Genomic DNA, 26,799 nt, shown 5'->3' with positions numbered 1-26,799 from the left:
CCTATGTAGTAAGTTACGGGAGGACGATAGATGAACATTCGACAACTAGCGCTGCAAAATATAAAGGGGAATTGGCGTAATTATAAAGTCTTTTTCTTAAGTAGTTGTTTTGCAATATTTGCATCTTTTGCATATATGTCTGTTATTGTACATCCATATATGCAAGAGACGATGTGGTATCAAAATGTACGCTGGGGACTTATCATATGTAATGTTATCATTATTTCTTTTTTTATCATATTTATTTTGTATTCTACTTCTATCTTCATAGAAGCACGTAAAAAAGAATTAGGGTTATATATGTTAATGGGAGCGACGAAGTCTAACGTAATAGGAGTGATGATGACCGAGCAAATATTGATTGGAATTTTTGCTAATATTTTCGGTATCGGTCTTGGTATGATCTTTCTAAAACTCTTTTTTATGGTATTTAGTATGTTACTTCGCCTTCCGAAAGAACTCCCTGTCATATTTGACGTGAGAGCGATTGGTGTAACGCTTGTTACATATATGGTCGTTTTTATTCTATTATCTTTTATAAGTGCTTTACGTATATGGAATATAAAAATCATTCGGTTATTGAAAGAATTTCGAATAGATAAAAAAGAGAAGAAAACATCAAAGTGGCTTTGTCTATTCGGTTTTGCTTGTTTAGGGACGGGATATGCGTTAGCGCTACAAGTGACGATGACAACGATAGCATTATACTTTTTTCCTGTATCTATACTTATCTTTGTTGGAACGTATTTTTCTTTTACACACGGCATTACCCAATTGTTAGAAATAATAAAACGAAATAAAAAGATTATGTATACATATCCGTATTTATTTATAGTGAATCAATTGTCACATCGAATGAAGGAAAATGGTCGCTTTTTCTTTATATTGTCTATGGCAACAACGTTTGTAGTTACGGCGACAGGTACAGTATTCTTATATTTTTCTAGCATGCAAGATATGTGGCGAGGCGGAGGAGTGCACTCATTTTCGTACATAGAAAAGGGTATTTCATCTCATGAAGTCTTCGAAAAAGGAATGGTTGAAAAATTACTGCATCAATATGGGTATGATGATTTTCAATATATGAGTTTTGTTGGAGTATATGTATCCTTTCAGTCTAGTAAGGGAGAAACAGAAATAGCAACTCTGATGAAGGAAAGTGAATACAATCAAGAGGCAAGAAAACAAGGACAGAAAACGTATCATCCTAAAAAAGGAACCGTTACACTTGTTTATTATAATAAATACAACCATCCAAATATATACAATCAAAAAGAGATTCAATTACAAGTAATGAATCAAACATATCCATTTGTATATAACGGTCAGAAAGAAGGGATAGCATTTAACTATCACCCTTCGCACATTAATGGTCTGTTTTTCGTCATGAATGATGAGGATTTTGCTAGTATTGCAAATAAGGTTCCAGATTCTGAAAAAATGATATATAGAGGTTATATATTATCAAATATTGAAAATTCAAGGGAATTAAATGCAGATTTACGGAAACATATGAAACAAAATGCAAATGATACATTTCGAAATAATATGGAGTTATATGTGAATATGAAAGAGTTCGGCGATATTACTCTATTTGTCGGCTCATTCATTAGTATATTATTCTTCCTTACATCATGTAGCATTGTATATTTTAAATGGTTTCATAATATTGCATCGGATAGAAAGCAGTATGGTGCGCTCTCTAAACTTGGAATGACGAAGGAAGAAGTGTGGAAAATTTCTCGCTGGCAACTAAGTATGTTATTTTTTGCGCCTATTATAGTAGGGAGTATGCATAGTGCAGTTGCGTTATATACATTTCATAATACGATCTTTATAGAAGGGGCATTAAGAAAAGTATGCTTATTCATTCTATTTTATCTTGTTGCATGCATTGTTTATTTCTTCTTCGCTCAAAGAGAATATAGAAAACATATTAATTAAAAAATGTTAGTCTGTTTTAAATATTCGAAATTTACATAGAAGAATATAAAAAAATATGGTATAACAGTAAGAAAACGAAAAAGAGAGGGAAAAGACGATGATTCGAGTTGGCTATTTAGGACCAGAAGCAACATTTACAAATATGGCGGTGAGTCGTTTTTTTCCGGAAGCAGAGCATATACCATATAGAACAATTCCAGATTGTATGGATGCAGCAGCAAATGGAAATGTAGATTTTGCTGTTGTACCGCTAGAAAATGCGATAGAAGGTTCTGTTAATATTACCATTGACTATCTTGTACATGAGCAGCCACTCTTTATTGTAGGAGAAATTACCGTACCGATTCAGCAACATTTACTTGTGCATCCAAATTATGAAGAAACATGGAAAGATGTGTATGCTGTATGCTCCCATCCGCATGCTATTGCACAATGTCATAAATTTTTAAATGAAAAATTAAAAGGAATAACAGTTCGAGATATGACTTCTACGAGTGCAGCGGCACAATATGTGAAAGAACACCCAGAAGAAAAAATCGCAGCTATTGCAAATGAAGCAGCTGCCGAAAAATATGGATTAACAATTGTGCAGCGCAATATACATACGCATAAAAATAATCATACTCGTTTTCTTGTGCTGCATAAGAAAAAGAAGGCATTACTTCCAAATAACGGAGAAAATCGCGGGGGAAAAACGACCCTTATGATAACGTTACCTGCTGATTATGTAGGGGCACTGTATCAAGTTTTATCAGCCTTCGCATGGAGGAATTTAAACCTATCTAAAATTGAATCTCGACCAATGAAAACAGGGCTTGGAAATTACTTTTTCTTAATCGATGTCGATCAAGCGTATGATGACGTATTATTACCAAGCGTAACAATGGAGCTAGAAGCGCTTGGGTTTTCAGTCACAGTGCTAGGGAGTTATTCTTCTTATTGGTTGTAAGAGGTGAGGGATAGACTGTCGATATTTGTCGGTAAGTCGATATTTCCCTTCTAATCGCCGATACAATTTCATTGGTTCATATATTTGAAAGTTTCACTTTATTGGAAAGTGAGAATTGTCAATCCAGCTAAAAAAACGCTTAAAAAAGCGTTTTTTTAGCTTACTTTAACTTCGCAAGACGATTCTCTAACTGATCACGCCAAACATTCGCTAGTTCGGGAACAGCAAGAATTTTTTCGATTCCAGCCCTATCTTGTCGATTATGAAAGTAAATGTCGTTGGTGAATAAAACAGAGACGCGACTTGGATGAGGCTTAAGTAATGTAATTTTGGAATCTTTTCGCACGACACCTTCCTGAAGAACGCGGCATAAATAACCGGTATAGCCAGTTTCTACAATACGGGGTAAGATACCAGGAAGCCCGAGTCGTTTTGAAATTGTACTACATGGTATTCTAGCTTGTGTAACTTGAATAATAGCTTCGCCTAATTGATATGTATCCCCAATACAAACGTCACGCTCTAACATATTTGTTACGGTAATGTTTTCACCAAATGTAGAAGAGGGAAAGGGTGTTTGAAATTCTGTTTCCCATTGCTTGTAATGCTCGTATGGATAAACACAAACAGCGCGATCAGGACCGCCGTGATAACGTAAATCAGCTACATCATCACCGCAGAAGCCATCTTTCGAAAGAAACGCTTCTTCTGTAAGTTCCTTACATATACCTGTCACCATTTCTTTATTTTCACCGTATTTCATTTGTTTCGGTTTTCCTATGCTAAAGTGAACAAGTTCCATCACCATATCATTTCTCCTTTGTTCGCTAGTTTTAATATGTACACCATTTTGTGTAAAAAAGCACAGAGGATCATACAAGCCTCTGTGCTTTTTATGAATAAACAAGAAATCCCGCTCTATTTAGTGCGTCACAAGCTGCATCTAGTTTTTCTTTAGAGTCTGCCTCAATAGTATGCAAGTGAACGCCATCTGTCAATTGTGAGAGGTAAGAAGCGTTTGTCTCTTGAATCTTTTGTAAGTATTGCTCAACATCAAAGCGATTGCTTACCATAATAGAAGCTGTTAAATCTCCATATACAGGGTGCTCTACTTTTACATCTTTAATTGTCACACCATGATCAACAAGCATAGTAAGTTCTTGGCGTACTTCTTCTGGCTTATGCTGACAAACGATAACACGTTCAAGGGCTTGTTGTTTTGCATGTGGCTTTAAATATAAGTACCCTTGTGCAGTTGCAATAATCGGTTCATTTCGTGCTTTCAGCAAGGAAATATCTTGGACAATGACTTGTCTGCTAACATTTGTTTTCTTTGATAATTCACTTCCAGATAACGGTTCATTAGCAGCTAAAAGCCATTGTAAGATGAGTTGCCTTCTTTCTTCTCCTAAAATCTTCTTCGGTTCATTTTGTTTCATTATGATTTAACACCTCTATAAAAATGATTTCCAATTGTTTCTAATGCATGGGTGGTCGCATCAAGTTGTTGTTTTGTTGTATGATGCCCAAATGAAAAACGTACATATTGTTTGGCCTCTTCAGCTGTTTTTCCAAGGGCGAGCATTGTTTTTGAAGGTTCATGTTTACCGATTTGACAGGCACTTCCAGTTGAAATTGCAATTTTGTGACGATTACATTCTAACATTGTGTACTGACCTTCTATTCCTTTTATTGTAACCCCAACAATATGTTGTAAACAAGCGGTAGAATGTCCTTCTACTTGAATTTCTAGAGAAAGTGATTTTAATTGATTCACGAAGTAAGATCGTAACTGTTTAAAATGTTCGTGTGTTTTAGCTCGGTTCTGTAAGATATGCTTTGCTGCTGTTAAAAAGGCAGCGACACCAGGAACATTGACCGTACCGGGACGAAATCCTTTTTCATGGGTTGTCCCTTTGAACAATGGTTCCCAGCGAATTTGTGGGTTTATATAGCAAGCACCGACTCCTTTTGGTCCATAGATTTTATGTGCTGAAACGGAAAGGCTATCTATTTGCATTTTTGTTACATCGATTGGGAGTTTGCCGAATGTTTGTACACAATCTGTATGAAATATAACGCGATGCTTCTTTAAAAGCTTTCCTATTTCAGCTATAGGCTGAACAGTTCCAATTTCAGAGTTTCCATGTTGAATGCTTGCTAGTACAGTATCTTCTGTAATGGCATTTTCTAAAGCATACATGTCAATCATTCCATATGAATCGACAGGAATTTCTGTAATGGTATACCCTTGTTGTTTTAAGTTTTGAAAATAATTCTGAATGGATGCGTGTTCTATAGGGGTTGTAATAATATGTTTTCCTTCTCGTGCCTTTAAGAGCGAATGAATCGCCAAATAGTTGGATTCTGAACCACCACTTGTAAAAAAGACTCCCTGCTTTTTACCGTTAATCATTTGTGCAAATGATTCTCTACAAACTTGTAGTAAGGAAGAAGATGTTCCGCCAATGTCATGTAAACTTTGTTCATTGCCAAAATATTGTTCTGCCGCCTTTGCATACGTTTCAATCGCTTCCTTACTCATAGGTGTTGTTGCTGCGTAATCAAGATATATCATCATATTTAGTCCTCTCTCTGTAGTGGGATTACATCTATTTTGTATTTATGTAAAAAAGTATCTATTCACGTTGTAATGAATGACTTCGAAAAAACTCTTGTCATTATTTTAAAACTATGTAAATATAGGTGTCAAGACAGTTGGAAAAGTGTAAACTGGGAGGCAATGATTATGCCAAGTGCAGATGTCTTAATTATTGGAAGTGGGATTGCGGCATTCCGTGTTGCAAAAGAGATTTGTCATGAAAAAAATGTGATGATTCTCACAAAGAAAACGCGTCGCAATAATAATACATGCTTAGCGCAAGGAGGAATTGCCGCAGCGATTGCTACATATGACAATCCAAATCATCATTATGAAGATACGTTAAAAGCAGGTTGTTATTATAACAATACAGAAGCTGTGCGTTACTTAGTGGAGAATGGACCAAAAGAAATTCACAAGCTCATTGCAGATGGTATGCAGTTTGATGGCGATGAAAATGGACTACACCTCGGGAAAGAAGGTGCGCATCGAAAACGACGCATTTTACATGCGGGAGGAGATGCGACAGGGAAATATTTATTAGAGCATTTCATTCAAGAAGTAACACCGCATGTTACAGTGATAGAACAAGAAAGAGTACTCGATTTCATCATAAAAAATGGTACGTGTAGAGGAGTTTTAACACGTAATCAGGAAGGACACATGCATCGTTATTTTGCTGAATATACAGTATTAGCCACAGGAGGCATAGGAGGATTATACACATTTACTTCCAACGATGAAACGATAACAGGTGATGGAATTGCAATGGTATATCGAGCTGGTGGCGAGCTTCAAGATTTAGAGTTTATGCAGTTTCACCCTACGATGTTACATGTAGATGGTAGATGCTGTGGACTTGTTTCTGAGGCTGTACGAGGCGAAGGGGCTGTTCTTGTAAATGGGAAAGGAGAACATTTCATGACCGGGATACATCCGCAGCAAGATTTAGCACCGCGTGATGTAGTAGCCCGTGCGATTCATAGTCAGCTCCTCGTTGGTGAAGAAGTATATTTAGATATTTCATCTATTCAACATTTTGAAGACCGTTTTCCAATTGTCTCTTCATTATGTCGGATACATGGTGTGAATATAAAACAAAATCGAATTCCAGTTGTACCAGGTGCACATTTTCATATGGGTGGTGTAAAAACAAACTGTGATGGGGAAACCTCCATTCCGCGTCTATATGCTGTAGGAGAAACTTCTTGTAATGGTGTTCATGGTGCAAACCGACTAGCGAGCAATTCATTGCTTGAGGGTCTTGTATTTGGGAAAAGAATTGGACAGCATATTTTACACAATTCGGTAACAAGGGAAAAGTTTGATAGAGCAGAGCGGGATCAAAGTCATCAAATCTTATATTTACCAACCAAAAGAGAAATACAAGAACAGATGATGAGGTATGTTGGAATTGTGCGTACAGAGCAAGGGTTATTGCAAGCGAAAAAATGGTTTGAGCATTATGGTGCGCCTCATTTTGTATTACAATACGAGGCTCTTACAAATGAAGAAATTACGATTGTCAATATGTTAACAGTTTGCTGGCTAATGGTAGATGCGGCTTTGCAAAGGAAAGAAAGCATAGGTGGACATTATCGCAGTGATGATCCAAAAAGAAGTGCAGTAGCAAAAGAAATGATGTTAATAAAATGACAAGCACGTTTGCATGAGGGAGAGAAGATAATGAACATATTAAAAGTACAGGAAGCATTAAAACAATTTTTTCTAGAAGATATAGGGGAATGGGATATAACATCTCAGTGTATCTTTCCAGATTATTTAGAGGCAAAAGGAACATTTCTTATAAAAGAAGCAGGGGTCTTTGCGGGACGTTCAGTAATCGAAGCAGGATTTCAATTAATTGATGAAAGAATTGCAGTTGAGCTTCATAAAAAAGATGGGGATCTTGTAGAGAAAGGCGAAATAATAGCAACTGTGCAAGGGCCAATTGCATCACTATTAACGGCAGAGCGCGTTATATTAAATGTCATCCAGCGTATGAGCGGAATAGCAACGATGACACGTAAGGCGGTTCTTGCTTTAGATAGTAGTCATACACGCATTTGTGATACGAGAAAGACAATGCCTGGACTACGTATGTTTGATAAGTATGCAGTCGTGTGTGGAGGTGGATTTAACCATCGCTTCGGTTTATATGATGGGGTCATGATTAAAGACAATCATATTGCTTTTGCTGGTTCTATTACAAAAGCTGTTACATCAGTGAAAGAAAAATTAGGGCATATGGTGAAAGTAGAAGTGGAAACAGAAACTGAGGAGCAAGTGAGAGAGGCTGTAGCTGCTGGTGTGGATATTATTATGTTCGATAATCGTACGCCAGATGAGATTCGAGAGTTTTCAAAGATTGTGCCAAGCGCTATTGTTACGGAAGCTTCAGGTGGAATTAAAATTGAAGATTTATCGAAATACGGAAAAACAGGGGTGGATTCTATTTCACTTGGAGCATTAACGCATTCAGTGAAAGCACTCGATATTAGTTTCAATATTGAATCGTAAGAAAAGTGACTTAGAGGGAGAGAGACGTATATGAGTATTTTAGAAAAAGTACAGCCAATTGAAACGATGTTACCAGCGCGTTATTACACGATGTCAACGGAAGATATGGAAAAGCGTGTTCGTGAAATTAAAGAAAAAATGGGAAAAACGTTATGTATCCCATGTCATCATTATCAAAAGGATGAAGTGGTGCAGTTTTCAGATGCTATAGGGGATTCATTGCAACTTGCACAAGTTGCAGCGCGCAATAAAGAGGCAAAATATATCGTATTTTGCGGTGTGCATTTTATGGCAGAAACAGCGGATATGTTAACGACGGACGAGCAAGTTGTAATATTGCCTGATATGCGAGCCGGCTGTTCGATGGCAGATATGGCGGATATTGAACAAACAGAACGAGCATGGCGAGAGCTTACAACATTATTTGGAGATACAATGATTCCGTTAACATATGTAAACTCGACGGCAGCAATTAAAGCTTTTTGCGGTCGAAATGGCGGGGCAACCGTTACGTCTTCGAATGCAAAAAAAATGGTATCTTGGGCATTTACGCAGAAAGAACGATTAGTTTTTTTACCAGATCAGCATTTGGGAAGAAATACAGCGTACGATTTAGGGATTGAACTTAATCAAATGGCTGTTTGGAATCCGAATACAGACTCATTAGAATATAGCGGGAATCTAGAGGATATAAAGGTGATTTTGTGGAAAGGTCATTGTTCCGTGCATCAAAACTTTACAGTGAAGAATATTGAGAGCTTGCGCAAAAGTCATCCTAATATGAATATTATCGTTCATCCAGAGTGTTGTTATGAAGTGGTTCAAGCTTCTGATTATGCGGGATCGACAAAATATATTATTGATACGATTGAGCAAGCGCCATCTGGTAGTAAGTGGGCTATTGGTACAGAAATGAATTTAGTAAATCGACTGATTCAAAAACATCCTGATAAGGAGATTATTTCATTAAATCCTTTTATGTGTCCATGTTTAACGATGAATCGAATTGATTTACCACACTTACTTTGGGCGCTAGAATCAATAGAACGTGGTGAACAGGTGAATGTAATTCAAGTGGATCAACAAGTAACAAAAGATGCAGTGTTGGCATTAAATCGTATGTTAGAGCGCGTTTAAAAGCAGCGGGGTTCCCGTTGCTTTTTTCCTGCATATAATCATAATTATGAGGCAAATGACATACATTGTGTTGAGAGAATCATTGTACTTTTTTGTTTATTTGTGCAACTAGAGAGTGTATCACTTTGAAGAACAGCGGAACTAGAAAGCAGTATTTATCAATGTATCAATCATTAGGCATGCTTAGTAGAGAAGAGTCATTTCAAAGTGTTTTGATTCATAGATAAGATATACAGGAGGGGGAAAATTTGAAGATTCATATCGTGCAAAAAGGGGATACCCTTTGGAAGATTGCGAAAAAGTACGGAGTGGATTTCGAAACGTTAAAAATAGCGAATACACAACTTAGTAACCCAGATCTTATTATGCCGGGTATGAAGATTAAAGTACCATCAGGTAGCGTTCATGTAAAGAAAAATGCGGGTGCTGGTTCAGTCCCTCCGAAAGAGTATGTCAAAGAAGTACAACAAAAAGAGTTCGCGGCAACACCAACGCCACTTACTATAGAAGAGGAAGAAGAAATAACATATGAATCTGCTCCAATTACGCAACAACCAGCTATGCAGCAAACGCAAAAAGAAATGCAAATAAAGTCCCAAAAAGAAGAGCTGATTCAGAAGGAAGCGCCAATCCAAAAAGAAAAACCGATTCAGAAGGAAGCACCAATCCAAAAAGAAAAACCGATTCAGAAGGAAGCGCCAATCCAAAAAGAAAAACCGATTCAGAAGGAAGCACCAATCCAAAAAGAAGGGCTGATTCAGAAGGAAGCGCCAATCCAAAAGGAGAAGCCAACTGAAGTAGTAATTGAAAAGCCGCCTGTTATTGAAAAGAAAGAAAAAAAAGCTGCGAAAGAGAGTACGAAGTTTTCAATAAATATATTACCACAACCACCGCAACCACCTATTAAACCTGCCAAGGAATATAAAATTTCAGATGTAATTAAAAAGGGGAGTGAATTGATTGCTCCTCAAATTCATAAAGTGAAACCAAATCATATGAAAGCACCACAAACAAAAAAAGAAAATGTAGAGAATATCGTATCACCACAAGCAAAAAAAGAAAATATCGGGAATATGATATCACCACAAGCAAAAAAAGAAAATATCGGGAATATGATATCACCACAAGTGAAAAAAGAAAATATCGGGAATATGATATCACCACAAGTGAAAAAAGAAAATATCGGGAATATGATATCACCACAAGTGAAAAAAGAAAATATCGGGAATATCGTATCGCCACAAGTGAAAAAAGAAAATATCGAGAATATCACATTACCACAAGTGAAAAAAGAAAATATCGGGAATATCGTATCGCCACAAGTGAAAAAAGAAAATATCGAGAATATCACATTACCACAAGTGGAAAAAGAAAATATCGAGAATATTGCATCGCCAAATGTAGCAAAAGATAACAAGGTGATTCCGCAAGTTTTACCACCAACGATCACAATGCCAATTATGGATAATATCCAGCCACCAATCATGCCGATGATGGAAAATAATCAAATGCCGAACATGATGCCGATGATGGAAAATAATCAAATGCCGAACATGATGCCGATGATGGAAAATAATCAAATGCCGAACGTGATGCCGATGATGGAAAATAATCAACCGCCAAATATCATGCCGCAACCAATGCCTTATCATCCACAACTGATGCCACAGCAGTATCCATACCAACAGTATCAAAACCCGTATGATAATATGCCGTATCCACAATTTGCACCTATAGCACCGCAATATACATCAATGCCAATGGAGAATAATATGCCGCCATCTATGTCAGAAGAAGAGGACTGCGGATGTGATGAGGGAAGAATTTTGTATAGCCCTCAGCCAGGGGGAACACAATCTGCAAATCCTTTATATTATCAGCCGGAGCAGACTGCGTATGCACCACAGCCAGGTACGATGTATTATCAACCAGATCCGCCTGATATGTTTGGAAGTCCAATTGAAGAAGAGGAGTAAAACGTTCTAATGGATTCTTAGTGAAATATTAACAGTGTAAAAACCTCCGTTGTTACTCATGATAAGAAGGAGCTTTTCGAGAGAAAAGTTCATTCTAACAAGGGGGGTTTTTTGGATTGAATAAAAAAGTGAAAGTAATTGCCGCTTCTTTGTTAGTTACCAGTGCGTTAGTAGCATGTGGTACACCTAATAATAATGCGATGGATGAGCGTAATGTGAACGATAATTACGAACGTACATCTTATTATGGTACAAATCCATATAGAGATAATGTAGCGCGCACAGATCGATATACAGATTATGTAACGTATAGAAATGGAAATAGAATGACAGATCGTGTAAATGATCGTCGTAATGATGTGGGATATAACTATTATCGAGATGTGAATTATCATGGTCAAATTGTAAATCCTCATCCAACTCGTAACATTACAATGAATAATTCATACATGAACAATGATGGGAAAACAGCTGAAAGAATTACGAATCGTGTTAAGCGTATGAATAATGTGGATCGAGTTTCTACTGTTGTATATGGAAATGATGTAGTGATTGCTGTGAAACCGCGTCATACAGTAACAAATGAAACGGCAATGGCAAATGAAATTCGCCGAGCTGTTGTCAATGATGTAAGAACTCGTAACGTGTATGTGACGGTTAGAAACGATATGTTTGATCGTGTAAATACAATGAATACACGCCTGCGAAATGGAACGGTTACGAATGATTTAAATCGTGATATTACAGATTTATTCCGTGATATTCGTGCTAGTCTAACTGGTACGGTGCGATAACGAAAAAAGAGGAGGGCCTATGCCTTCCTCTTCATTTTATCCCGCTATTTTAGGGTCAAGATTTAGAGAGAAGCAAGGAAGACAGGAGGAAGTCTTAGCCCGTAACAGCCCAATTGGTGAGGGTGGGGATGAAGAAAACTCACACTGATTAAAGTTTTACTTTATATTTGTAATGTATATTTTTCATGTTTAGCTTGTGTTTATGTTGTATTAATGTTATATTAACAAAGCGATGAGCTAATTTACGTAAGACGAGAGATATGCTTAAGTGCTAAACACGCGGATGTGGCCGCCTGGTCTCTCGCCGTAAAACGCATCAAGACGCCTGCTAAGTTCAGGCGTCTTTTTTATTGTAAAAATAAATGAAATCATATCGATAATTCGGACAAAAGATATGAATTTTCGATAAATAGCGACAAGTGCTGTTCAACCTTATATGAGGGTGTTGGATAAAACTCTTATTTCCGGAGAAACTAGAGTTGGAAGTTTCACTTTATTTTGCTCGGAAGAGGTGAATAGAAATGAAATTTATCATGATTGCAGTTCAAGTCTTGCTTGTTCTATTTTGTTTATCTTACGAATCGAATGTTAGAGCTGCAGTTACGACGCCAAATGTAATGGAAAAAGAACCTCAAGTGACAGTTTTACTGGAGCGTATGTATTTGGACGGAGAAGTGAGTGAGGAAATCCTTACGGAAAAAGTAGCGAATTTGGAACAGCTTTTGCAACGATATAAAGATTGGCAACTTGTAGATCGTGATGATGTGCAAATTATATTACAAAAGAAAATAGACGATATTTCACCTTTATTGAAGACGAGCGGTTATTTTGGAGTGTCAGATGAGGGGATATTACAAATTTTTAATGGTGTACCCAAAAACGATAATGCAATTCACTCATTTTTTCAAATTGATATGAAAAAATTAAAAAGTTATGAACGGGCAAAGTTAAAGCGCGGCATTCGGATTAAATCAAAAGAACGTTTTGTGACGACGATGGAGAAGATGAAGCAATATGCAAAACAAACTAGCAACTCGAAATGAGTTGCTAGTTTGTTTTATTTATTCTTATCTAAAATTTGTTTTGCAATTTCATCAATTAACATATCTTTTCCAATTGGATTGAATGCTTTTGTATTAAAGACTTCATTGCTTACTTCATAAACGTGATTATTTTTCACTGCCTTGTTATCTTTCCAAATAGCACTATTTTTATAATCCTCGTAAACTTTATCTGCTTCGCCGCCAAAGTTTACGATAAACATTTGATCAGGTTGGAACGCAACAAGTCCTTCTAGTGATACTTGTGCCATTGTTTGTTTTAAATCTGTTCCTTTTGTTACAGGAAGTTTTAAATCATTAAAGAGGATATCTCCATATCCAAAATTGCCATACACACGGAAATTTTGTGGCGTTATAGCAAGGAACATAAAGTTTTCATCTTTTGTTTTCTCTTTAATTTGTTTAGATAAAGAAGCGGCTTTTTTATCGTAGTTGGCAATCCACTGAGTTGCTTTTTTCTCTTCGTCAAATAATTTACCAACTTCTTTAAATTTATCGCGCCAGTTTTCCAAGTTTGTTTCTAAAACGACTGTTGGTGCAATCTTTGCTAGTTGGTCATAAATTTTTAATTGACGATTGTTTAAAATAATTAAATCTGGTTTTAAAGCAGTAACTGCTTCTAAATCAACTTTTGGAGCCCAATACCATCCAACTGCTTTTACACCTTTTAGTTTTTCTTGCAAATGACTTTGGATTTTATCTTTATATGTATTCGCCGTACCAACCGGTTTATGTCCAAGTAGTAATAGTTCTTCAGATGATCCAGATAAGTCAACGATTCTTTTTGGATTTACTGGAATTGTAGCCTCACCTTTTGCATGTTTCACAACTTTCGTTTTTTGCTCTGTTGCAGTAGGTTCTTCTTTTTTAGAAGAACAGCCAACAGTGGCCAAGACAACAAAGATGAGAGTAAATAAAATAAATAGTTTATGCTTCATATGCGTGTAACCCCTTCATTTAATATTGATAATCATTCTCGACTATGTAATAGTAATTGCATGCTAACAATCTGTCAATATAAAAAAGATAAAAAAAAGAGAAATTTAAAATAGAGAACATTTGTTGGGGTAGTCTCGCTTTTCTATTGCTAAGTATGTTAAAATGGAATACATGATTTGAGAGGGAGAGATCGTATTTTGTTTGAGTATGTTACAGGTTATGTAGAGTACGTAGGACCGGAATATATCGTTCTTGACCATAATGGAATTGGCTACCAAATTTTCACGCCAAACCCATATGTATTCCAAAGAAGTAAGCAAGAAATTCGGGTATATACATATCACTATGTAAGAGAAGATATAATGGCACTTTACGGTTTTAAGACACGTGAAGAGCGTTTACTATTTACAAAACTTTTAGGTGTATCGGGAATTGGACCAAAAGGTGCGCTTGCCATTTTAGCCTCAGGTCAAACAGGGCAGGTTGTACAAGCGATTGAGAACGAAGATGAGAAGTTTTTAGTGAAATTTCCGGGTGTTGGAAAGAAAACGGCTCGTCAAATGATTTTAGATTTAAAAGGAAAATTAGCTGATGTTGTACCAGATGCATTCGTTGATTTATTCTCAGATGAAGAGCGTTTTGATGAGAAAAAAGGTTCATCAACTGAACTGGACGAGGCACTTGAAGCGCTCCGTGCACTCGGTTATGCAGAACGCGAAATCAATCGCGTCTTGCCGGAGTTATTAAAAGAGTCATTGACGACGGATCAGTATATTAAAAAGGCACTTAGTCTTTTACTAAATGGTAAGAGGTGAGTAGAATGGACGAACGTCTCCTGTCAGGGGAATCTGCATATGAAGATGCAGACTTAGAATATTCGTTGCGGCCACAGACACTCCGTCAATATATTGGCCAAGATAAGGCAAAACATAATTTAGAGGTATTTATTGAGGCTGCAAAAATGCGTGAGGAAACATTGGATCACGTCTTATTATATGGACCACCAGGACTTGGGAAAACAACGCTTGCTAATATTATCGCAAACGAAATGGGAGTTAATATTCGAACGACATCAGGTCCAGCAATTGAAAGGCCAGGAGATTTAGCAGCAGTGTTAACAGCTCTTCAACCTGGTGATGTACTATTTATTGATGAAATTCATCGTTTGCATAGATCTATTGAGGAAGTTTTATATCCAGCAATGGAGGACTTTTGTCTTGATATTGTCATTGGTAAAGGGCCGACTGCACGGTCAGTAAGGCTTGACTTGCCACCTTTTACATTAGTGGGTGCCACAACACGTGCAGGGGCACTGTCAGCTCCGCTTCGTGATCGTTTTGGGGTATTATCAAGACTGGAGTATTATACAGTAGATCAATTATCAGCGATTGTAGAAAGAACAGCAGAAGTGTTTGAAGTGGAAATTGATTCTTTAGCCGCTTTAGAAATTGCAAGGCGTGCTCGTGGTACACCGCGTATCGCGAACCGTCTTTTAAGACGCGTACGGGATTTCGCACAAGTAAGAGGCGATGGAACAATCGCAATGGAAATTACACAAATGGCATTAGAGCTCTTGCAAGTAGATAAATTAGGTCTGGATCACATTGACCATAAATTACTGCTTGGTATTATTGAAAAATTCTGTGGTGGTCCAGTTGGATTAGAGACAGTTTCGGCGACAATTGGTGAAGAATCTCATACAATTGAAGATGTATATGAGCCATATTTACTGCAAATTGGATTCTTACAGCGTACGCCACGAGGAAGAATTGTTACGCCACTTGCATATCAACATTTCGGAATGGAGATGCCAGAAGTATGACGGATATGTCAAAACTTCTTATAACAGCTGGTATTCTTCTCATTGTGATCGGCTTGGCTTGGAAGTTTATCGGAAGGCTTCCAGGCGATATTTTTGTGAAAAAGGGAAACGTTACCTTTTATTTTCCGATCATTACATGTATTGTGTTAAGTATTGTATTATCTTTTATTATGTATATAATAAATCGATTTAAATAGAAATAGGTGGATATAGTTATGGATATTAATCTGTTTGATTTTCATTTACCAGAAGAACTTATTGCGCAAACGCCGCTTGAAAAGCGTGAAACATCAAGGTTAATGGTGTTAGATCGTGAAACAGGTGATATCGAGCATGAGCATTTTAGCGATATTTTAGCGTATTTACATGAAGGAGATTGTTTAGTTTTAAATGAAACAAAAGTTATGCCTGCTCGTTTGCATGGGGTAAAAGAAGATACAGGTGCACATATTGAGGTGCTTCTTTTAAAACAAGAAGAGGGAGATACGTGGGAAACACTTGTGAAACCGGCGAAACGTGTGAAAGAAGGAACTGTTATTTCTTTTGGCGAAGGAAAACTAAAAGCAACATGTGTAGGAACTGCTGATCAAGGCGGTCGTCAACTTGAATTTTCTTATGACGGTATCTTTTATGAGATTTTAGATGAACTGGGAGAAATGCCACTTCCCCCTTACATTAAAGAAACATTAGAAGACCGCGATCGTTACCAAACTGTATATGCGAAGGAAATTGGTTCTGCAGCAGCACCAACAGCGGGTCTGCATTTTACAGAAGAGTTACTGGAGAAATTACAACAAAAAGGTGTGAAATTAGCATTCATTACACTTCATGTTGGTCTTGGAACATTTAGACCAGTTTCGGCTGATAAAATTGAAGATCATCATATGCATGCTGAGTATTATCATATGTCGCAGGAAACGGCTGACGTATTAAATGACGTGAAAGCAAAAGGTGGCCGTATTATTACAGTTGGTACGACATCAACGCGTACACTTGAAACAATTGCTACAGAGCATGATGGTAAACTTTGCGGTGCATCTGGATGGACGGATATCTTTATGTATCCAGGTTATGAATTTAAAGCAATTGACGGTTTAATTACAAACTTCCATTTACCAAAATCAACATTAATTATGCTGGTGAGTGCATTTGCAGGTAGAGAAAATGTGCTTCATGCCTATAATGAAGCAGTGAAAGAAAAATACCGTTTCTTTAGTTTTGGTGATGCGATGTTCCTTGCATCTCATACGAAAGAGAGAATGAAATAAAGAAGGAGTAAATTTATGACAGCAATTCGTTACGAATTTATTAAGAAATGTAAGCAAACGGGCGCACGTTTAGGTCGTGTGCATACGCCACATGGATCTTTTGATACACCGACCTTTATGCCAGTTGGTACATTAGCAACAGTGAAAACAATGTCACCAGAAGAATTAAAAGCGATGGATTCTGGCATTATTTTAAGTAATACGTATCATCTATGGCTGCGTCCAGGTCATGAAATTGTACGTGAAGCAGGTGGTCTGCATAAATTTATGAACTGGGATCGCGCTATTTTAACGGATTCTGGTGGATTCCAAGTATTTAGTTTAAGTGACTTCCGTCGTATTGAAGAAGAAGGTGTGCATTTCCGCAACCATTTAAATGGAGACAAGCTATTTTTATCGCCAGAAAAAGCGATGGAAATTCAAAATGCTTTAGGTTCAGATATTATGATGGCATTTGATGAATGCCCACCATTCCCAGCTACTTTTGAATATATGAAAAAGTCTGTAGAGCGTACAAGCCGTTGGGCAGAGCGTTGTTTAAAAGCGCATCAGCGCCCGGAAGATCAAGGGTTATTCGGTATTGTACAGGGTGGAGAGTTTGAAGAGCTTCGTCGCCAAAGTGCTAAGGACCTTGTTTCAATGGACTTCCCTGGTTACGCTGTAGGCGGTTTATCAGTAGGGGAGCCGAAAGATATTATGAATCGTGTCCTTGAGTTTACAACACCGCTTCTTCCAGAAAATAAACCTCGTTATTTAATGGGAGTCGGTTCTCCTGATTCATTAATTGATGGTGCCATTCGCGGTATCGATATGTTTGACTGTGTACTGCCAACTCGCATTGCTCGAAATGGTACTTGTATGACAAGTCAAGGTCGTCTCGTTGTGAAAAATGCGAAATTTGCAAGAGACTTTGGTCCACTGGATCCAAATTGTGATTGTTACGCATGTAAAAATTATTCACGTGCATATATTCGTCACTTAATGAAATGTGATGAAACGTTCGGAATTCGTTTAACGTCTTATCACAATCTGCATTTTCTGTTAAACTTAATGGAGCAGGTGAGACAAGCCATTCGTGAAGATCGTCTTGGTGATTTCCGCGAAGAGTTCTTTGAACAGTATGGCTTTAATAAACCGAATGCTAAAAACTTCTAATACATAATATTAAAGGAGGAACAAAAATGAGTCCTGGTATGATGAATATTGTCATGATTGTTGCAATGTTTGCGATTTTCTATTTCTTATTAATTCGCCCGCAACAAAAGCGCCAAAAGGCAGTAGCTCAAATGCAAAGCGAGCTAAAAAAAGGTGATGCGATCGTAACAATCGGTGGTTTACACGGTACAATTGAGTCAGTAGATGATACGACAATTGTTATTAAATCTGGTGGTTCACACTTAACATTTGATCGCAATGCAATTCGTGAAGTTGTAAAGAAGTAATCATGAAAGCTTTTGCATAGCTTGAAAAAGAGCCTATTTTATCCTAAATAGGCTCTTTTTTTTGCTTAATTTACTATTTATTCTGTCATTTCGAGACGGTAAGACTGCCACCTAGAAAAAAGGAAGATAGGAGGGAGACTAACAGTCCGATTGGTGAGGGCTCATAATCAGTGAGGGATGAAGAAAAACTCCACTGATTAAAGTTTCACTTTATGTTTAGCGATGGTAAGGTATTGGGAATTGTTGATGCCATTGCTGCCAAGTGCCATGTGGATGTATATGATGCCATTGATTCCAACCCATATAATGTGGCCACATGACATGATGCCATTGTTGCCAAGTATGATGTGGGTGGTGTTGATGCCATTGCTGCCAAGGTACGTAATGATGAGGGTACATTACATTTTCAACTCCTTTAAAGCTTTTGTATAGTTTATGTTTTTTTATTTATAAGGAGCTTATCTGTATATAATATAGGCGTTTTGTACAAGGGATATTATTACTTTTTCATTTGATGTGGTGTATCATTTTCAGTCATTCTTTTTCTAAAAAAAATCGATAAGTAGTTCGTGTCAAAAATATTTTTATAAAAGGATAAAAAATGTTGACAATCAAAATGACTTATTATAATATTATCTCGAATTCGAGATAAATTAAATTTGTAGAAGATATAAAAATATAGAATGTTTATCCTATTATTTTAAGACAGCCCGATTCATGAGGGGTGGAGCCCCCCGCTGTGTCACTTTGTTTGCTCAAACATGTAGTTGAGAAAGGATTATCATTTTTTTGAAAAATATCTCGAATTAAAGATAATATAATTCGAGATAAAATTTCATAATATGAATGTAATTGTATCTTATGGAAAAGGTTAAGCGTGAGTTAATTGAAAAAATAAACCGTATTTACTAGTCAATGAATGAGATTCATGTGGCGAAATTATAAAATAAAAAGGAGCTTATAAAATGAATAAAAAACGATGGGAGAACAATTAATGTTACCTGAGCAATATGAACCTTATAGAAAACAACTTGAACGATTATTATTGCCATTTGAAGTAAGAGAATTAGACTGATTTTCTAAGTGAAGGCAATTTGTACTTTTAATAAATTTTTACAGTGAATACATGATGAAACAAATAGTTGTTTTCCGTTAGAATCAACAGAAATACAACCATTACTTGACGTACATTTGGAAAATAGAGAGCAAGTTGATTGTTCGGGAAGTAGGAGAGTCGGTCTCGTACTTTTCTAAATAAGATATAAAAAGCTTGAATTGGGACAAAATAGAATCGATATGTTTTTGTTTATTTCATAACCACGTGTAGAAATCGTAACAAACTTTTCCGAAATGGGAATTGTAATCTCAACTTTAGGTGAGAAGAAAACAAAACTTCAATTCATTGCAATGATTATTCCAATCATCTTTGTTATCACAACTTGTATTGTAGGATAAAAGGAGGACAATAGTATGTATCCAGATTTAAAAGGCAAAGTTGTTGTCATTACAGGTGCATCAAAAGGATTAGGAAAGGCGATGGCAGTTCGCTTTGGAGAGGAAAAAGCGAAAGTTGTAGTGAATTATCGTTCGAATGAAGCGGAAGCACAAGAAATAGCAGAAGAAATACAAAAAGCAGGCGGAGAAGCTATTGTAGTAAAAGGCGATGTCACGGTAGAAGCAGATGTAATCAATCTCGTTCAGACAGCTGTGAAAGAGTTTGGTACACTAGATGTCATGATTAATAATGCTGGTATTGAAAATCCAGTAGATTCACATAAAATGCCATTAAGTGATTGGAATCGAGTTATCGAAACAAATTTAACAGGTGCTTTCTTAGGAAGTCGAGAAGCAATCAAATATTTTGTTGAGAATGATATTAAAGGTAGCGTTATTAACATGTCTAGCGTTCACGAGAAAATTCCATGGCCATTATTTGTACACTATGCGGCAAGTAAAGGTGGTATTAAGTTAATGACTGAAACATTAGCATTAGAATATGCACCAAAAGGAATTCGTGTAAACAATATTGGGCCGGGTGCGATCAATACGCCAATTAATGCTGAAAAATTTGCAGATCCAGAAAAACGTGCAGATGTTGAAAGTATGATTCCGATGGGATACATCGGAAAGCCAAAAGAAATTGCGGCGGTGGCAGCATGGCTTGCTTCTTCACAAGCGAGTTATGTAACAGGAATTACATTATTTGCTGATGGCGGAATGACTTTATATCCATCATTCCAAGCTGGACGTGGCTGATTTTAAATCAATATAGAAAGTAAAAGAGAGATTCTTATTTTTTTCATAATGAGCCTACGGAGAGGTTTTCTTTTCTCTGTGGGTTTTATGATTGTTGTTATTTTTATGAATGGAAAAAAAAGAAATAGGAAGAATAAAAAAGTATGAGTTATACAACTTGATTTTACTTTTATTTGTGGATGTAATTCAGTCTGAAACTTACTATGGATCAGTTATTTATTTTTAGTAGAAATCCACATGCTTTTTAGCTTTAAAATCCAAATTGGAGGGATTTCAAATGGCAAAAGATTTTTACAAAGCAATTGAAGACAGAAGATCTATTTATGGAATTAGTAAAGAACAAGTAGTTTCTGACGAAAAAATTCAAGAGGTAATTCAGCACGCTGTAAAGCATACACCGTCAGCTTTTAACTCTCAAAGTGCGCGTGTTGTTGTTGTATTAGGAGAACAACATGATAAATTATGGGATCTGACAAAAGAAACATTACGAAAAATTGTTCCTGAAAATAACTTTGGTCCAACTGAAGAAAAAATGAATGCATTTAAAAGCGGTTATGGAACAGTTTTATTCTTTGAAGACGGCAAAGTAGTGGAAAGTCTTCAAGAACAATTTGCATCATATAAAGAGAATTTCCCCAAATGGTCTGAGCAATCATCAGGTATGTTACAATTTGTAATTTGGACAGCGTTAGAAATTGAAGGATTCGGTGCAACATTACAGCACTATAATCCATTAATTGATGATGAAGTGAAAAAGGAATGGAATGTTCTAGAAAGCTGGAAACTTATTGCGCAAATGCCATTTGGTAAACCGGTAGCACCAGCTGGAGAAAAGGAATTCCAACCATTAGAAAATCGCGTGAAGTTTTACAAATAATCTAGTTGTATACGGAATGTTTTTTGTTAGAAGGAATACGTTCTGGATAAAAAGCCCTGCAAACGCAGGGCTTTTCTTCGTCATGGTAATCTGTTATTTCCATGTATGATGAGCGCATATTTTTTGTTTTTAATGTAGCTTTGTCGTATTTACTCCTAAGATTCCTCCAAGTGTACTAGCTCCTATTAAAGCAAGTTGATAGAGAAGCTGAGAGTTAGATAAAGTTTGGGAGAAACCTAAGTAATGAATGAGAAATACGAGAATTGCAAAAGTAAGTCCAGTTGTAACCCCGACGAGCCACCCTCTCCCTTGCGCTTTTTTGCCAGCAATAAAACCAGCAATGAGCATAGAAAGAAGAGCAAGTATAAAAATTGTAATTGCTAATGTTCCTTCGTTAATATTTGTGAACTTTAATAAAAGAGCGATTATCATGCTTGTTATAGAAGCAAGAATCAAGATTGTGATAATGCCAGCTCCAATGGCGATAGAGAACTTTTTTGACCCATCCATTGTGCATGCCCCCTTTTTAATACAAACATATTTCAAAATTTGATAAGTTAGACTAGTTTCTTGTACATAGAGAGCGTTCTTACTATATAAATAGTTTACGAAGGAAAGGGATTCTTCGTAATTCTTCTTTCCGAATGAGCTTAAAGATGAGCAGGAGAACGATGTAAATAAGTGTAGTTAATGTAATTTCCCATAATGTTTGTATGCCGAGTGATTGAGAAAATATAACATGGTGATGAAGATAAAATCCAAACGTACCTGCGGCTAGGATGGTAATACCCCCATAAAGATAGTCTTTTAAATAAATGGTGAATGTAATTTTTTTTAAGACGGTCGCATAATGGAGAAATGTTACTGTAATAATATTAGCAGCAATGGCAAGTGCAACCCCCATCATTTGAAATTCCGGCCTTGAGGCAAGAATAAAGATAACAAGTAACTTTACAATCGCACCAACAAATGTATTCATCATCGCAGCTCTAGCTAAGTTTAAAGCTTGTAAAACAGATGTGAGCGGGCTTTGAAAATAATGAAATAAAAAACAAGGTGCAAGTAGTCGTATAAATGCAGTAGCGCTGTCAGAACCATACATAAGAGTTAACACGGGTGAAGCGAATACATACAGAATGATGACGGACCAACCGCCTGTAATTAAAGAAATTCGCAATGCTTGTTGCAAGCGGTATTCTACTAACTGATGTTGCCTTTTCGCCATCGCTTCGCTAATAGATGGTACGAGTGCTGTAGAAAGGGCATATGTAATGAATGCAGGTAGCGATAGAAGGGGAAAGGCATAGCCATTTAAGATGCCGTATTGCTGTGTAGCGACAGAAGCGGTAACACCAGCAATTGCCAAACTTTGCATGACGACAATCGGCTCAAAAAAATAAGAAATGGATCCAATTAAGCGGCTTCCTGTCGTCGGCAGTGCAATTTCCATAAGCGAATGAAACGTATGTTTACTCTCTTTCACAGTGTTTAGAAAACCGTTGCGTATGGAAATATGTTTTTCACGCTGGAATAATGTGAGTAGAAATAATAAAGAAGCAACCTCACCAAGGACAGCTGAAAGCATAGCACCTGCTGCTGCATATTCAACGCCATAAGGTAAAAATAGACGAATACAGATAGCAATAATTGTGATGCGGACTACTTGTTCTAGTACTTGTGCATAAGCTCCTGGCTTCATATTTTGTTTTCCTTGGAAATACCCTCGTAACACAGATGAAACAGCAATGACAGGAACAACAGGTAAAATAGCCATTAATGGATAGTAAGTTCTTTCATCAGTTAAAAGTGTTTTAGCTAAAATAGGTGTGAGAAGCATAATAGCAATCGTTAAAATAATGCTAATAAGAGATGTAACCGCTAGTGATACGGTTAAAATTCTTTTGACCTTTTGCCGGTCATTCATTGCCTCTGCTTCGGCAACGAATTTTGCAATAGCAACGGGAAGGCCGATTTGTGTTAAAACAATGGCTAAGATGAAAGTAGGGACAGCCATCATATACAGACCGACACCTTCTTCTCCTAAAATGCGTGCCATTACAATACGGTTAATAAAACCAAGGATTTTTGTAATCAAGCCAGCTAGCATTAAAATAAATGCACCTCGTAAAAAGCTTTGTCTTGTCATGATCTTTTTCTCCTACCTTCTCAAAATCAATGGAATGATTTACAATAATTTATATGCACGTATGAGACAAGAATGACAAGCATTTAAGAAGAACAGAAAGAAACAAAATGATTAAATGCAGTTATTGCTGTCCATTAGAGCGGGATTTAAAGCGACTTTTCGTGCTGAGATAAGAAGGAGATGTGATGTAAATTGGAAAAAGAAGATATTATAGAAGCTTACCGCGGACAGTTACAAGTCGTTTTACAAAGTAAGATAGAAGAGTTCCAAATGATTGGGTATGATCAAGTCACAATAGAAGATATTTGGAAGTACTTGAAATTAAAAAAATGGAAAAAGGTAGATAGCAATGTTAGATTATATGAATTAGTAAATGATATATTAAAGCTAACTGCAAATGAGTATATGACGTATTTAACTGTGGAAGCATATCAAGCGCCGCTTTCGTCATTTGAAGAGTATGAAAATAAATAACTGACTGCAATTGGTTTGTTCTTCCTTTTGCAGTATAATGATAGGTATTGATAAAGAGGAGTTTATTATTGTCTAAGATTTTATATAAAAGGAGGTAGGATATAGACACAATCATTGATATATGTAGGTGATATTATTCTTCAATAGAACGAACCGTTACCTATATGCTAGCGATGAGCTAGTCAAACATTGAAAAATTTACAGAAAGGAAGTCTACTAACTGGACAAATATACATGTGAATATTGTCTCATATAAGATTACATTTACTTATGATGTTAGTAGCGGAAAGAAGGTACATATGGCAAAGCGTAGTACAAGAATTGTCGCCTTTTTTCTCATTGTTTTATTAATCGGTGGGATTATTGGTGCGGCAGGAAAAAACATAACAAAAGGCATTAGTCTTGGGTTAGACCTTCGCGGTGGTTTTGAAATCTTGTATCAAGTAAAACCAGCAAAGAAGGGGGATAAAATTGATCACGATGCACTTGTAAGTACAGTAGGTGCTTTGAATAACCGTGTCAATGTGCTTGGTGTAAGTGAGCCGAACATTCAAATCGAAGGAAAAGATCGAATTCGTGTTCAGCTTGCTGGCGTAAAAGATCAACAAAAAGCACGTGAAATTTTATCTACTCAAGCAAAGTTAACATTCCGTGATGTGAATGATAATCTTCTTATGGATGGGACAGATTTAAAAGGCGGAGGAGCAAAGCAAACATTTGATGAACAAGGACGACCAAGCGTTGGACTTACATTAAAAAGTGCTGATAAATTCCGCGAAGTAACAGAAAAAATTTCTAAAATGCCACCACCAACAAACTTGATGGTAATTTGGCTTGATTTTGAAGAAGGTAAGGATTCTTATAAAGCGGAATCTGCAAAACCAAATCCAAAATTTTTATCAGCAGCAACAGTAAATCAAGTATTTAATCAAGCGGAAGTTTCTATCGTAGGTGGAAACTTTACAGTTGAAAGTGCAAAACAACTTTCATCTTTATTAAATGCAGGGGCACTTCCTGTTGATTTAAAAGAAATGTATTCAACATCTGTTGGGGCGAAATTTGGTCAACAAGCATTAGAAGAAACAATTTTTGCTAGTGTGATTGGCATAGCTCTTATTTTCTTATTCATGCTTGTATTCTATCGTTTACCAGGATTTATCGCAGTTATTATGCTAGGGCTGTATATTTTTGTAACGCTTCTTGTCTTTAACTGGATGCATGCTGTTCTTACATTGCCAGGTATTGCGGCCTTAGTGCTCGGGGTTGGTATCGCTGTTGATGCGAATATTATTACGTACGAGAGATTGAAGGAAGAATTGCGAATTGGTAAGTCCATGATGTCAGCATATCGCTCTGGTAACCATCGTTCTTTAGCGACAATTTTGGATGCGAATATTACAACTCTTGCAGCAGCCGGTGTGCTATTTGTATATGGTACAAGCTCTGTACAAGGGTTTGCAACAAGTTTAATTGTAAGTATTTTTGTTGGTTTTGTTACGAACGTATTCGGTACTCGTTTCTTACTAGGATTACTTGTGAAGAGCCGTTATTTTGATAAAAAACCAGCTTACTTTGGTGTGAAACAAAAAGAAATTATTCCATTGTCAAAAGGCGTTGAGCATGCACCAACAAAATTTGACCGTATTAACTTTGTAAATATCGGTCACAAATTTTTATTATTCTCCATTGTAGTTGTTATTGCAGGAGCAATTATACTACCAATTTTCAAAATGAACTTGGGTATTGACTTTGCAAGTGGTACACGTATGGACTTGCAATCAAAACAAACAATTAGCGTTTCTCAAGTTCATAAAGATTTACATGAATTGAAAATTGATGTGAAAGAGGAAGATATTGTACCGACAGGTGATGACAATAAAGGATTCGCTGTTCGTACAATTGGTGTTTTATCAAAAGAGGAAATTGCAAAAGCGAAAACATTCTTCCATGATAAATATGGCACAGAACCAAACGTAAGCACAGTTTCGCCAACAATCGGGAAGGAAATCGCACAAAATGCCTTCATCGCAGTTCTGATTGCTTCAGCGGTTATCATACTATATGTAAGCATTCGTTTCCGATTTACATATGCGGTAGCTGCTGTCGCAGCGTTACTCCATGATGCATTTGTAATGATTGTGATGTTTAGTATTTTCCATCTGGAAGTAGATTTGACATTTATTGCAGCTGTCTTAACCATTATCGGTTATTCTATCAATGACTCGATTGTTACATTTGACAGAAACCGTGAACTATACAAACAGAAAAAACGTATTCGCGATTTGAAAGATCTAGAAGAAATTGTAAATGCGAGTATTCGTCAAACAATTGGTCGTTCTATTAATACAGTATTAACTGTGTTATTCCCTGTTATTGCACTGATGATTTTCGGTAGTGAATCGTTACGAAACTTCTCGTTTGCATTAATGGTAGGATTAGTTGTAGGTACGTATTCTTCTGTTTTCGTTGCATCCCAAATTTGGCTCATGCTTGAAAATCGTCGTTTAAAAAAAGGAAAGAAAAAGATAGTAGCAGAAGAATCTAAACCACAAGTTTAAAAATGAGAAAAATAAAAGATGATGTCTCTTTCGA

General features: G+C 36.6%; 23 protein-coding genes and 3 pseudogenes. 20 read left to right on the top strand and 6 right to left on the bottom strand.

Features of this window, described 5'->3' with window-relative positions:
* Window positions 1-30 precede the first annotated feature (30 nt).
* Window positions 31-1,944: an ABC transporter permease gene (locus MR063_RS03475; protein ID WP_242193403.1), complete on the top strand. Its 1,914-nt coding sequence runs from the start codon at window positions 31-33 to the stop codon at window positions 1,942-1,944.
* A 97-nt stretch (window positions 1,945-2,041) separates the two neighbouring features.
* Window positions 2,042-2,893: a prephenate dehydratase gene (gene pheA / locus MR063_RS03470; protein WP_242193402.1), complete on the top strand. Its 852-nt coding sequence runs from the start codon at window positions 2,042-2,044 to the stop codon at window positions 2,891-2,893.
* A gap of 160 nt (window positions 2,894-3,053) precedes the next feature.
* On the opposite strand, the gene MR063_RS03465 is transcribed toward pheA, so the two are convergent.
* The 3 genes from MR063_RS03465 to MR063_RS03455 form a co-directional block, all read right to left on the bottom strand.
* Window positions 3,054-3,701, bottom strand: a complete 648-nt coding sequence (locus tag MR063_RS03465; RefSeq protein ID WP_242193401.1) for an MOSC domain-containing protein — start codon at window positions 3,699-3,701, stop codon at window positions 3,054-3,056.
* An 85-nt stretch (window positions 3,702-3,786) separates the two neighbouring features.
* Window positions 3,787-4,332 (bottom strand): transcription repressor NadR, encoded by a 546-nt coding sequence (locus tag MR063_RS03460; RefSeq protein ID WP_242145230.1) that lies wholly within the window; start codon window positions 4,330-4,332, stop codon window positions 3,787-3,789.
* Entirely contained in the window at window positions 4,332-5,474 is a 1,143-nt protein-coding gene (locus MR063_RS03455; RefSeq protein ID WP_242193399.1) for an IscS subfamily cysteine desulfurase, read from the bottom strand. Before MR063_RS03455 ends, MR063_RS03460 begins: the two co-directional genes overlap by 1 nt.
* A 168-nt stretch (window positions 5,475-5,642) precedes the next feature.
* Here MR063_RS03455 and nadB point away from each other — a divergent pair, with 168 nt between their 5' ends.
* The 6 genes and pseudogenes from nadB to MR063_RS03425 all read left to right on the top strand — a co-directional run bounded on the left by nadB (window position 5,643) and on the right by MR063_RS03425 (window position 12,965).
* Complete coding sequence (nadB, locus tag MR063_RS03450) at window positions 5,643-7,151, top strand: L-aspartate oxidase (protein ID WP_242193398.1); 1,509 nt, start codon at window positions 5,643-5,645, stop codon at window positions 7,149-7,151.
* 30 nt (window positions 7,152-7,181) lie between these two features.
* Window positions 7,182-8,015, top strand: a complete 834-nt coding sequence (gene nadC / locus MR063_RS03445; protein WP_242193397.1) for a carboxylating nicotinate-nucleotide diphosphorylase — start codon at window positions 7,182-7,184, stop codon at window positions 8,013-8,015.
* 30 nt (window positions 8,016-8,045) lie between these two features.
* Window positions 8,046-9,152, top strand: a complete 1,107-nt coding sequence (nadA, locus tag MR063_RS03440; RefSeq protein ID WP_242193394.1) for a quinolinate synthase NadA — start codon at window positions 8,046-8,048, stop codon at window positions 9,150-9,152.
* 248 nt (window positions 9,153-9,400) lie between these two features.
* Window positions 9,401-9,569 (top strand): annotated as a pseudogene (gene safA / locus MR063_RS22050) (SafA/ExsA family spore coat assembly protein); the annotation flags it as partial.
* Between the two features lie 1,675 nt (window positions 9,570-11,244).
* Entirely contained in the window at window positions 11,245-11,922 is a 678-nt protein-coding gene (locus tag MR063_RS03430) for a YhcN/YlaJ family sporulation lipoprotein (protein ID WP_242193392.1), read from the top strand.
* Between the two features lie 521 nt (window positions 11,923-12,443).
* A complete protein-coding gene (locus MR063_RS03425; RefSeq protein ID WP_242193391.1) occupies window positions 12,444-12,965 on the top strand; it encodes a BofC C-terminal domain-containing protein in 522 nt (173 codons plus the stop codon).
* 14 nt (window positions 12,966-12,979) lie between these two features.
* Here MR063_RS03425 and MR063_RS03420 read toward each other — a convergent pair whose 3' ends face one another.
* Window positions 12,980-13,921 carry an iron-hydroxamate ABC transporter substrate-binding protein gene (locus MR063_RS03420; protein ID WP_242193389.1) on the bottom strand — a complete coding sequence of 314 codons (942 nt, stop codon included), beginning with the start codon at window positions 13,919-13,921 and terminating at the stop codon, window positions 12,980-12,982.
* A 198-nt stretch (window positions 13,922-14,119) separates the two neighbouring features.
* Here MR063_RS03420 and ruvA point away from each other — a divergent pair, with 198 nt between their 5' ends.
* From ruvA to MR063_RS03370, 10 genes and pseudogenes are all read left to right on the top strand, one after another.
* Complete coding sequence (gene ruvA / locus MR063_RS03415; protein ID WP_242193388.1) at window positions 14,120-14,737, top strand: Holliday junction DNA helicase RuvA; 618 nt, start codon at window positions 14,120-14,122, stop codon at window positions 14,735-14,737.
* A gap of 5 nt (window positions 14,738-14,742) precedes the next feature.
* Window positions 14,743-15,744, top strand: coding sequence for a Holliday junction branch migration DNA helicase RuvB (ruvB, locus tag MR063_RS03410; protein WP_242193387.1), 1,002 nt, complete (start codon window positions 14,743-14,745; stop codon window positions 15,742-15,744).
* Window positions 15,741-15,941 carry a DUF2905 domain-containing protein gene (locus tag MR063_RS03405; protein WP_242145219.1) on the top strand — a complete coding sequence of 67 codons (201 nt, stop codon included), beginning with the start codon at window positions 15,741-15,743 and terminating at the stop codon, window positions 15,939-15,941. Before ruvB ends, MR063_RS03405 begins: the two co-directional genes overlap by 4 nt.
* Window positions 15,942-15,959: 18 nt before the next feature.
* A complete protein-coding gene (gene queA / locus MR063_RS03400; protein WP_242145218.1) occupies window positions 15,960-17,012 on the top strand; it encodes a tRNA preQ1(34) S-adenosylmethionine ribosyltransferase-isomerase QueA in 1,053 nt (350 codons plus the stop codon).
* Between the two features lie 15 nt (window positions 17,013-17,027).
* Window positions 17,028-18,167 (top strand): tRNA guanosine(34) transglycosylase Tgt, encoded by a 1,140-nt coding sequence (gene tgt / locus MR063_RS03395; RefSeq protein ID WP_242193383.1) that lies wholly within the window; start codon window positions 17,028-17,030, stop codon window positions 18,165-18,167.
* Window positions 18,168-18,193: 26 nt separating this feature from the next.
* Complete coding sequence (gene yajC / locus MR063_RS03390; RefSeq protein ID WP_242145214.1) at window positions 18,194-18,454, top strand: preprotein translocase subunit YajC; 261 nt, start codon at window positions 18,194-18,196, stop codon at window positions 18,452-18,454.
* Window positions 18,455-19,427: 973 nt separating this feature from the next.
* Window positions 19,428-19,529 (top strand): annotated as a pseudogene (locus tag MR063_RS03385) (ring-cleaving dioxygenase); the annotation flags it as partial.
* Between the two features lie 218 nt (window positions 19,530-19,747).
* Window positions 19,748-19,909: pseudogene (locus tag MR063_RS03380) on the top strand (glucose transporter GlcU); the annotation flags it as partial.
* 15 nt (window positions 19,910-19,924) lie between these two features.
* Complete coding sequence (gene gdh, locus MR063_RS03375; protein ID WP_242193379.1) at window positions 19,925-20,710, top strand: glucose 1-dehydrogenase; 786 nt, start codon at window positions 19,925-19,927, stop codon at window positions 20,708-20,710.
* A gap of 277 nt (window positions 20,711-20,987) precedes the next feature.
* Window positions 20,988-21,587, top strand: a complete 600-nt coding sequence (locus MR063_RS03370) for a nitroreductase family protein (protein WP_242193374.1) — start codon at window positions 20,988-20,990, stop codon at window positions 21,585-21,587.
* A gap of 129 nt (window positions 21,588-21,716) precedes the next feature.
* Here MR063_RS03370 and MR063_RS03365 read toward each other — a convergent pair whose 3' ends face one another.
* Together MR063_RS03365 and spoVB are read right to left on the bottom strand one after the other, a co-directional pair.
* Complete coding sequence (locus MR063_RS03365) at window positions 21,717-22,097, bottom strand: TIGR04086 family membrane protein (RefSeq protein WP_242193373.1); 381 nt, start codon at window positions 22,095-22,097, stop codon at window positions 21,717-21,719.
* A gap of 82 nt (window positions 22,098-22,179) precedes the next feature.
* Window positions 22,180-23,733, bottom strand: coding sequence for a stage V sporulation protein B (gene spoVB, locus MR063_RS03360; protein WP_242193371.1), 1,554 nt, complete (start codon window positions 23,731-23,733; stop codon window positions 22,180-22,182).
* A 192-nt stretch (window positions 23,734-23,925) separates the two neighbouring features.
* On the opposite strand from spoVB, the gene MR063_RS03355 reads away from it, so the two are divergent.
* Both MR063_RS03355 and secDF read left to right on the top strand, forming a co-directional pair.
* Window positions 23,926-24,207, top strand: a complete 282-nt coding sequence (locus MR063_RS03355; protein ID WP_242193370.1) for a post-transcriptional regulator — start codon at window positions 23,926-23,928, stop codon at window positions 24,205-24,207.
* Window positions 24,208-24,506: 299 nt separating this feature from the next.
* The gene (gene secDF / locus MR063_RS03350) at window positions 24,507-26,765 is read left to right on the top strand and encodes a protein translocase subunit SecDF (RefSeq protein ID WP_242145204.1); all 2,259 of its coding nucleotides are present in this window, start codon (window positions 24,507-24,509) and stop codon (window positions 26,763-26,765) included.
* The last annotated feature ends 34 nt before the right edge of the window (window positions 26,766-26,799 follow it).

The organism is Bacillus cereus group sp. BfR-BA-01492, from assembly GCF_022662815.1.
GTDB classification, from domain to species: domain Bacteria; phylum Bacillota; class Bacilli; order Bacillales; family Bacillaceae_G; genus Bacillus_A; species Bacillus_A cereus_BD.
This window is presented reverse-complemented; position numbering and strand designations above follow the sequence as displayed.

What these genes read in the sequence shown, in the direction of transcription:
- pheA (WP_242193402.1), top strand. Translation starts at nt 2,042, where the DNA reads ATGATTCGAGTTGGCTATTTAGGACCAGAAGCAACATTTACAAATATG.
- secDF (WP_242145204.1), top strand. Translation starts at nt 24,507, where the DNA reads ATGGCAAAGCGTAGTACAAGAATTGTCGCCTTTTTTCTCATTGTTTTA.
- gdh (WP_242193379.1), top strand. Translation starts at nt 19,925, where the DNA reads ATGTATCCAGATTTAAAAGGCAAAGTTGTTGTCATTACAGGTGCATCA.
- nadB (WP_242193398.1), top strand. Translation starts at nt 5,643, where the DNA reads ATGCCAAGTGCAGATGTCTTAATTATTGGAAGTGGGATTGCGGCATTC.
- yajC (WP_242145214.1), top strand. Translation starts at nt 18,194, where the DNA reads ATGAGTCCTGGTATGATGAATATTGTCATGATTGTTGCAATGTTTGCG.
- MR063_RS03455 (WP_242193399.1), bottom strand. Translation starts at nt 5,474, where the DNA reads ATGATGATATATCTTGATTACGCAGCAACAACACCTATGAGTAAGGAA.
- MR063_RS03405 (WP_242145219.1), top strand. Translation starts at nt 15,741, where the DNA reads ATGACGGATATGTCAAAACTTCTTATAACAGCTGGTATTCTTCTCATT.
- spoVB (WP_242193371.1), bottom strand. Translation starts at nt 23,733, where the DNA reads ATGACAAGACAAAGCTTTTTACGAGGTGCATTTATTTTAATGCTAGCT.
- MR063_RS03460 (WP_242145230.1), bottom strand. Translation starts at nt 4,332, where the DNA reads ATGAAACAAAATGAACCGAAGAAGATTTTAGGAGAAGAAAGAAGGCAA.
- MR063_RS03420 (WP_242193389.1), bottom strand. Translation starts at nt 13,921, where the DNA reads ATGAAGCATAAACTATTTATTTTATTTACTCTCATCTTTGTTGTCTTG.
- MR063_RS03425 (WP_242193391.1), top strand. Translation starts at nt 12,444, where the DNA reads ATGAAATTTATCATGATTGCAGTTCAAGTCTTGCTTGTTCTATTTTGT.
- MR063_RS03365 (WP_242193373.1), bottom strand. Translation starts at nt 22,097, where the DNA reads ATGGATGGGTCAAAAAAGTTCTCTATCGCCATTGGAGCTGGCATTATC.
- tgt (WP_242193383.1), top strand. Translation starts at nt 17,028, where the DNA reads ATGACAGCAATTCGTTACGAATTTATTAAGAAATGTAAGCAAACGGGC.
- MR063_RS03475 (WP_242193403.1), top strand. Translation starts at nt 31, where the DNA reads ATGAACATTCGACAACTAGCGCTGCAAAATATAAAGGGGAATTGGCGT.
- nadA (WP_242193394.1), top strand. Translation starts at nt 8,046, where the DNA reads ATGAGTATTTTAGAAAAAGTACAGCCAATTGAAACGATGTTACCAGCG.
- queA (WP_242145218.1), top strand. Translation starts at nt 15,960, where the DNA reads ATGGATATTAATCTGTTTGATTTTCATTTACCAGAAGAACTTATTGCG.
- MR063_RS03465 (WP_242193401.1), bottom strand. Translation starts at nt 3,701, where the DNA reads ATGGTGATGGAACTTGTTCACTTTAGCATAGGAAAACCGAAACAAATG.
- nadC (WP_242193397.1), top strand. Translation starts at nt 7,182, where the DNA reads ATGAACATATTAAAAGTACAGGAAGCATTAAAACAATTTTTTCTAGAA.
- ruvB (WP_242193387.1), top strand. Translation starts at nt 14,743, where the DNA reads ATGGACGAACGTCTCCTGTCAGGGGAATCTGCATATGAAGATGCAGAC.
- MR063_RS03370 (WP_242193374.1), top strand. Translation starts at nt 20,988, where the DNA reads ATGGCAAAAGATTTTTACAAAGCAATTGAAGACAGAAGATCTATTTAT.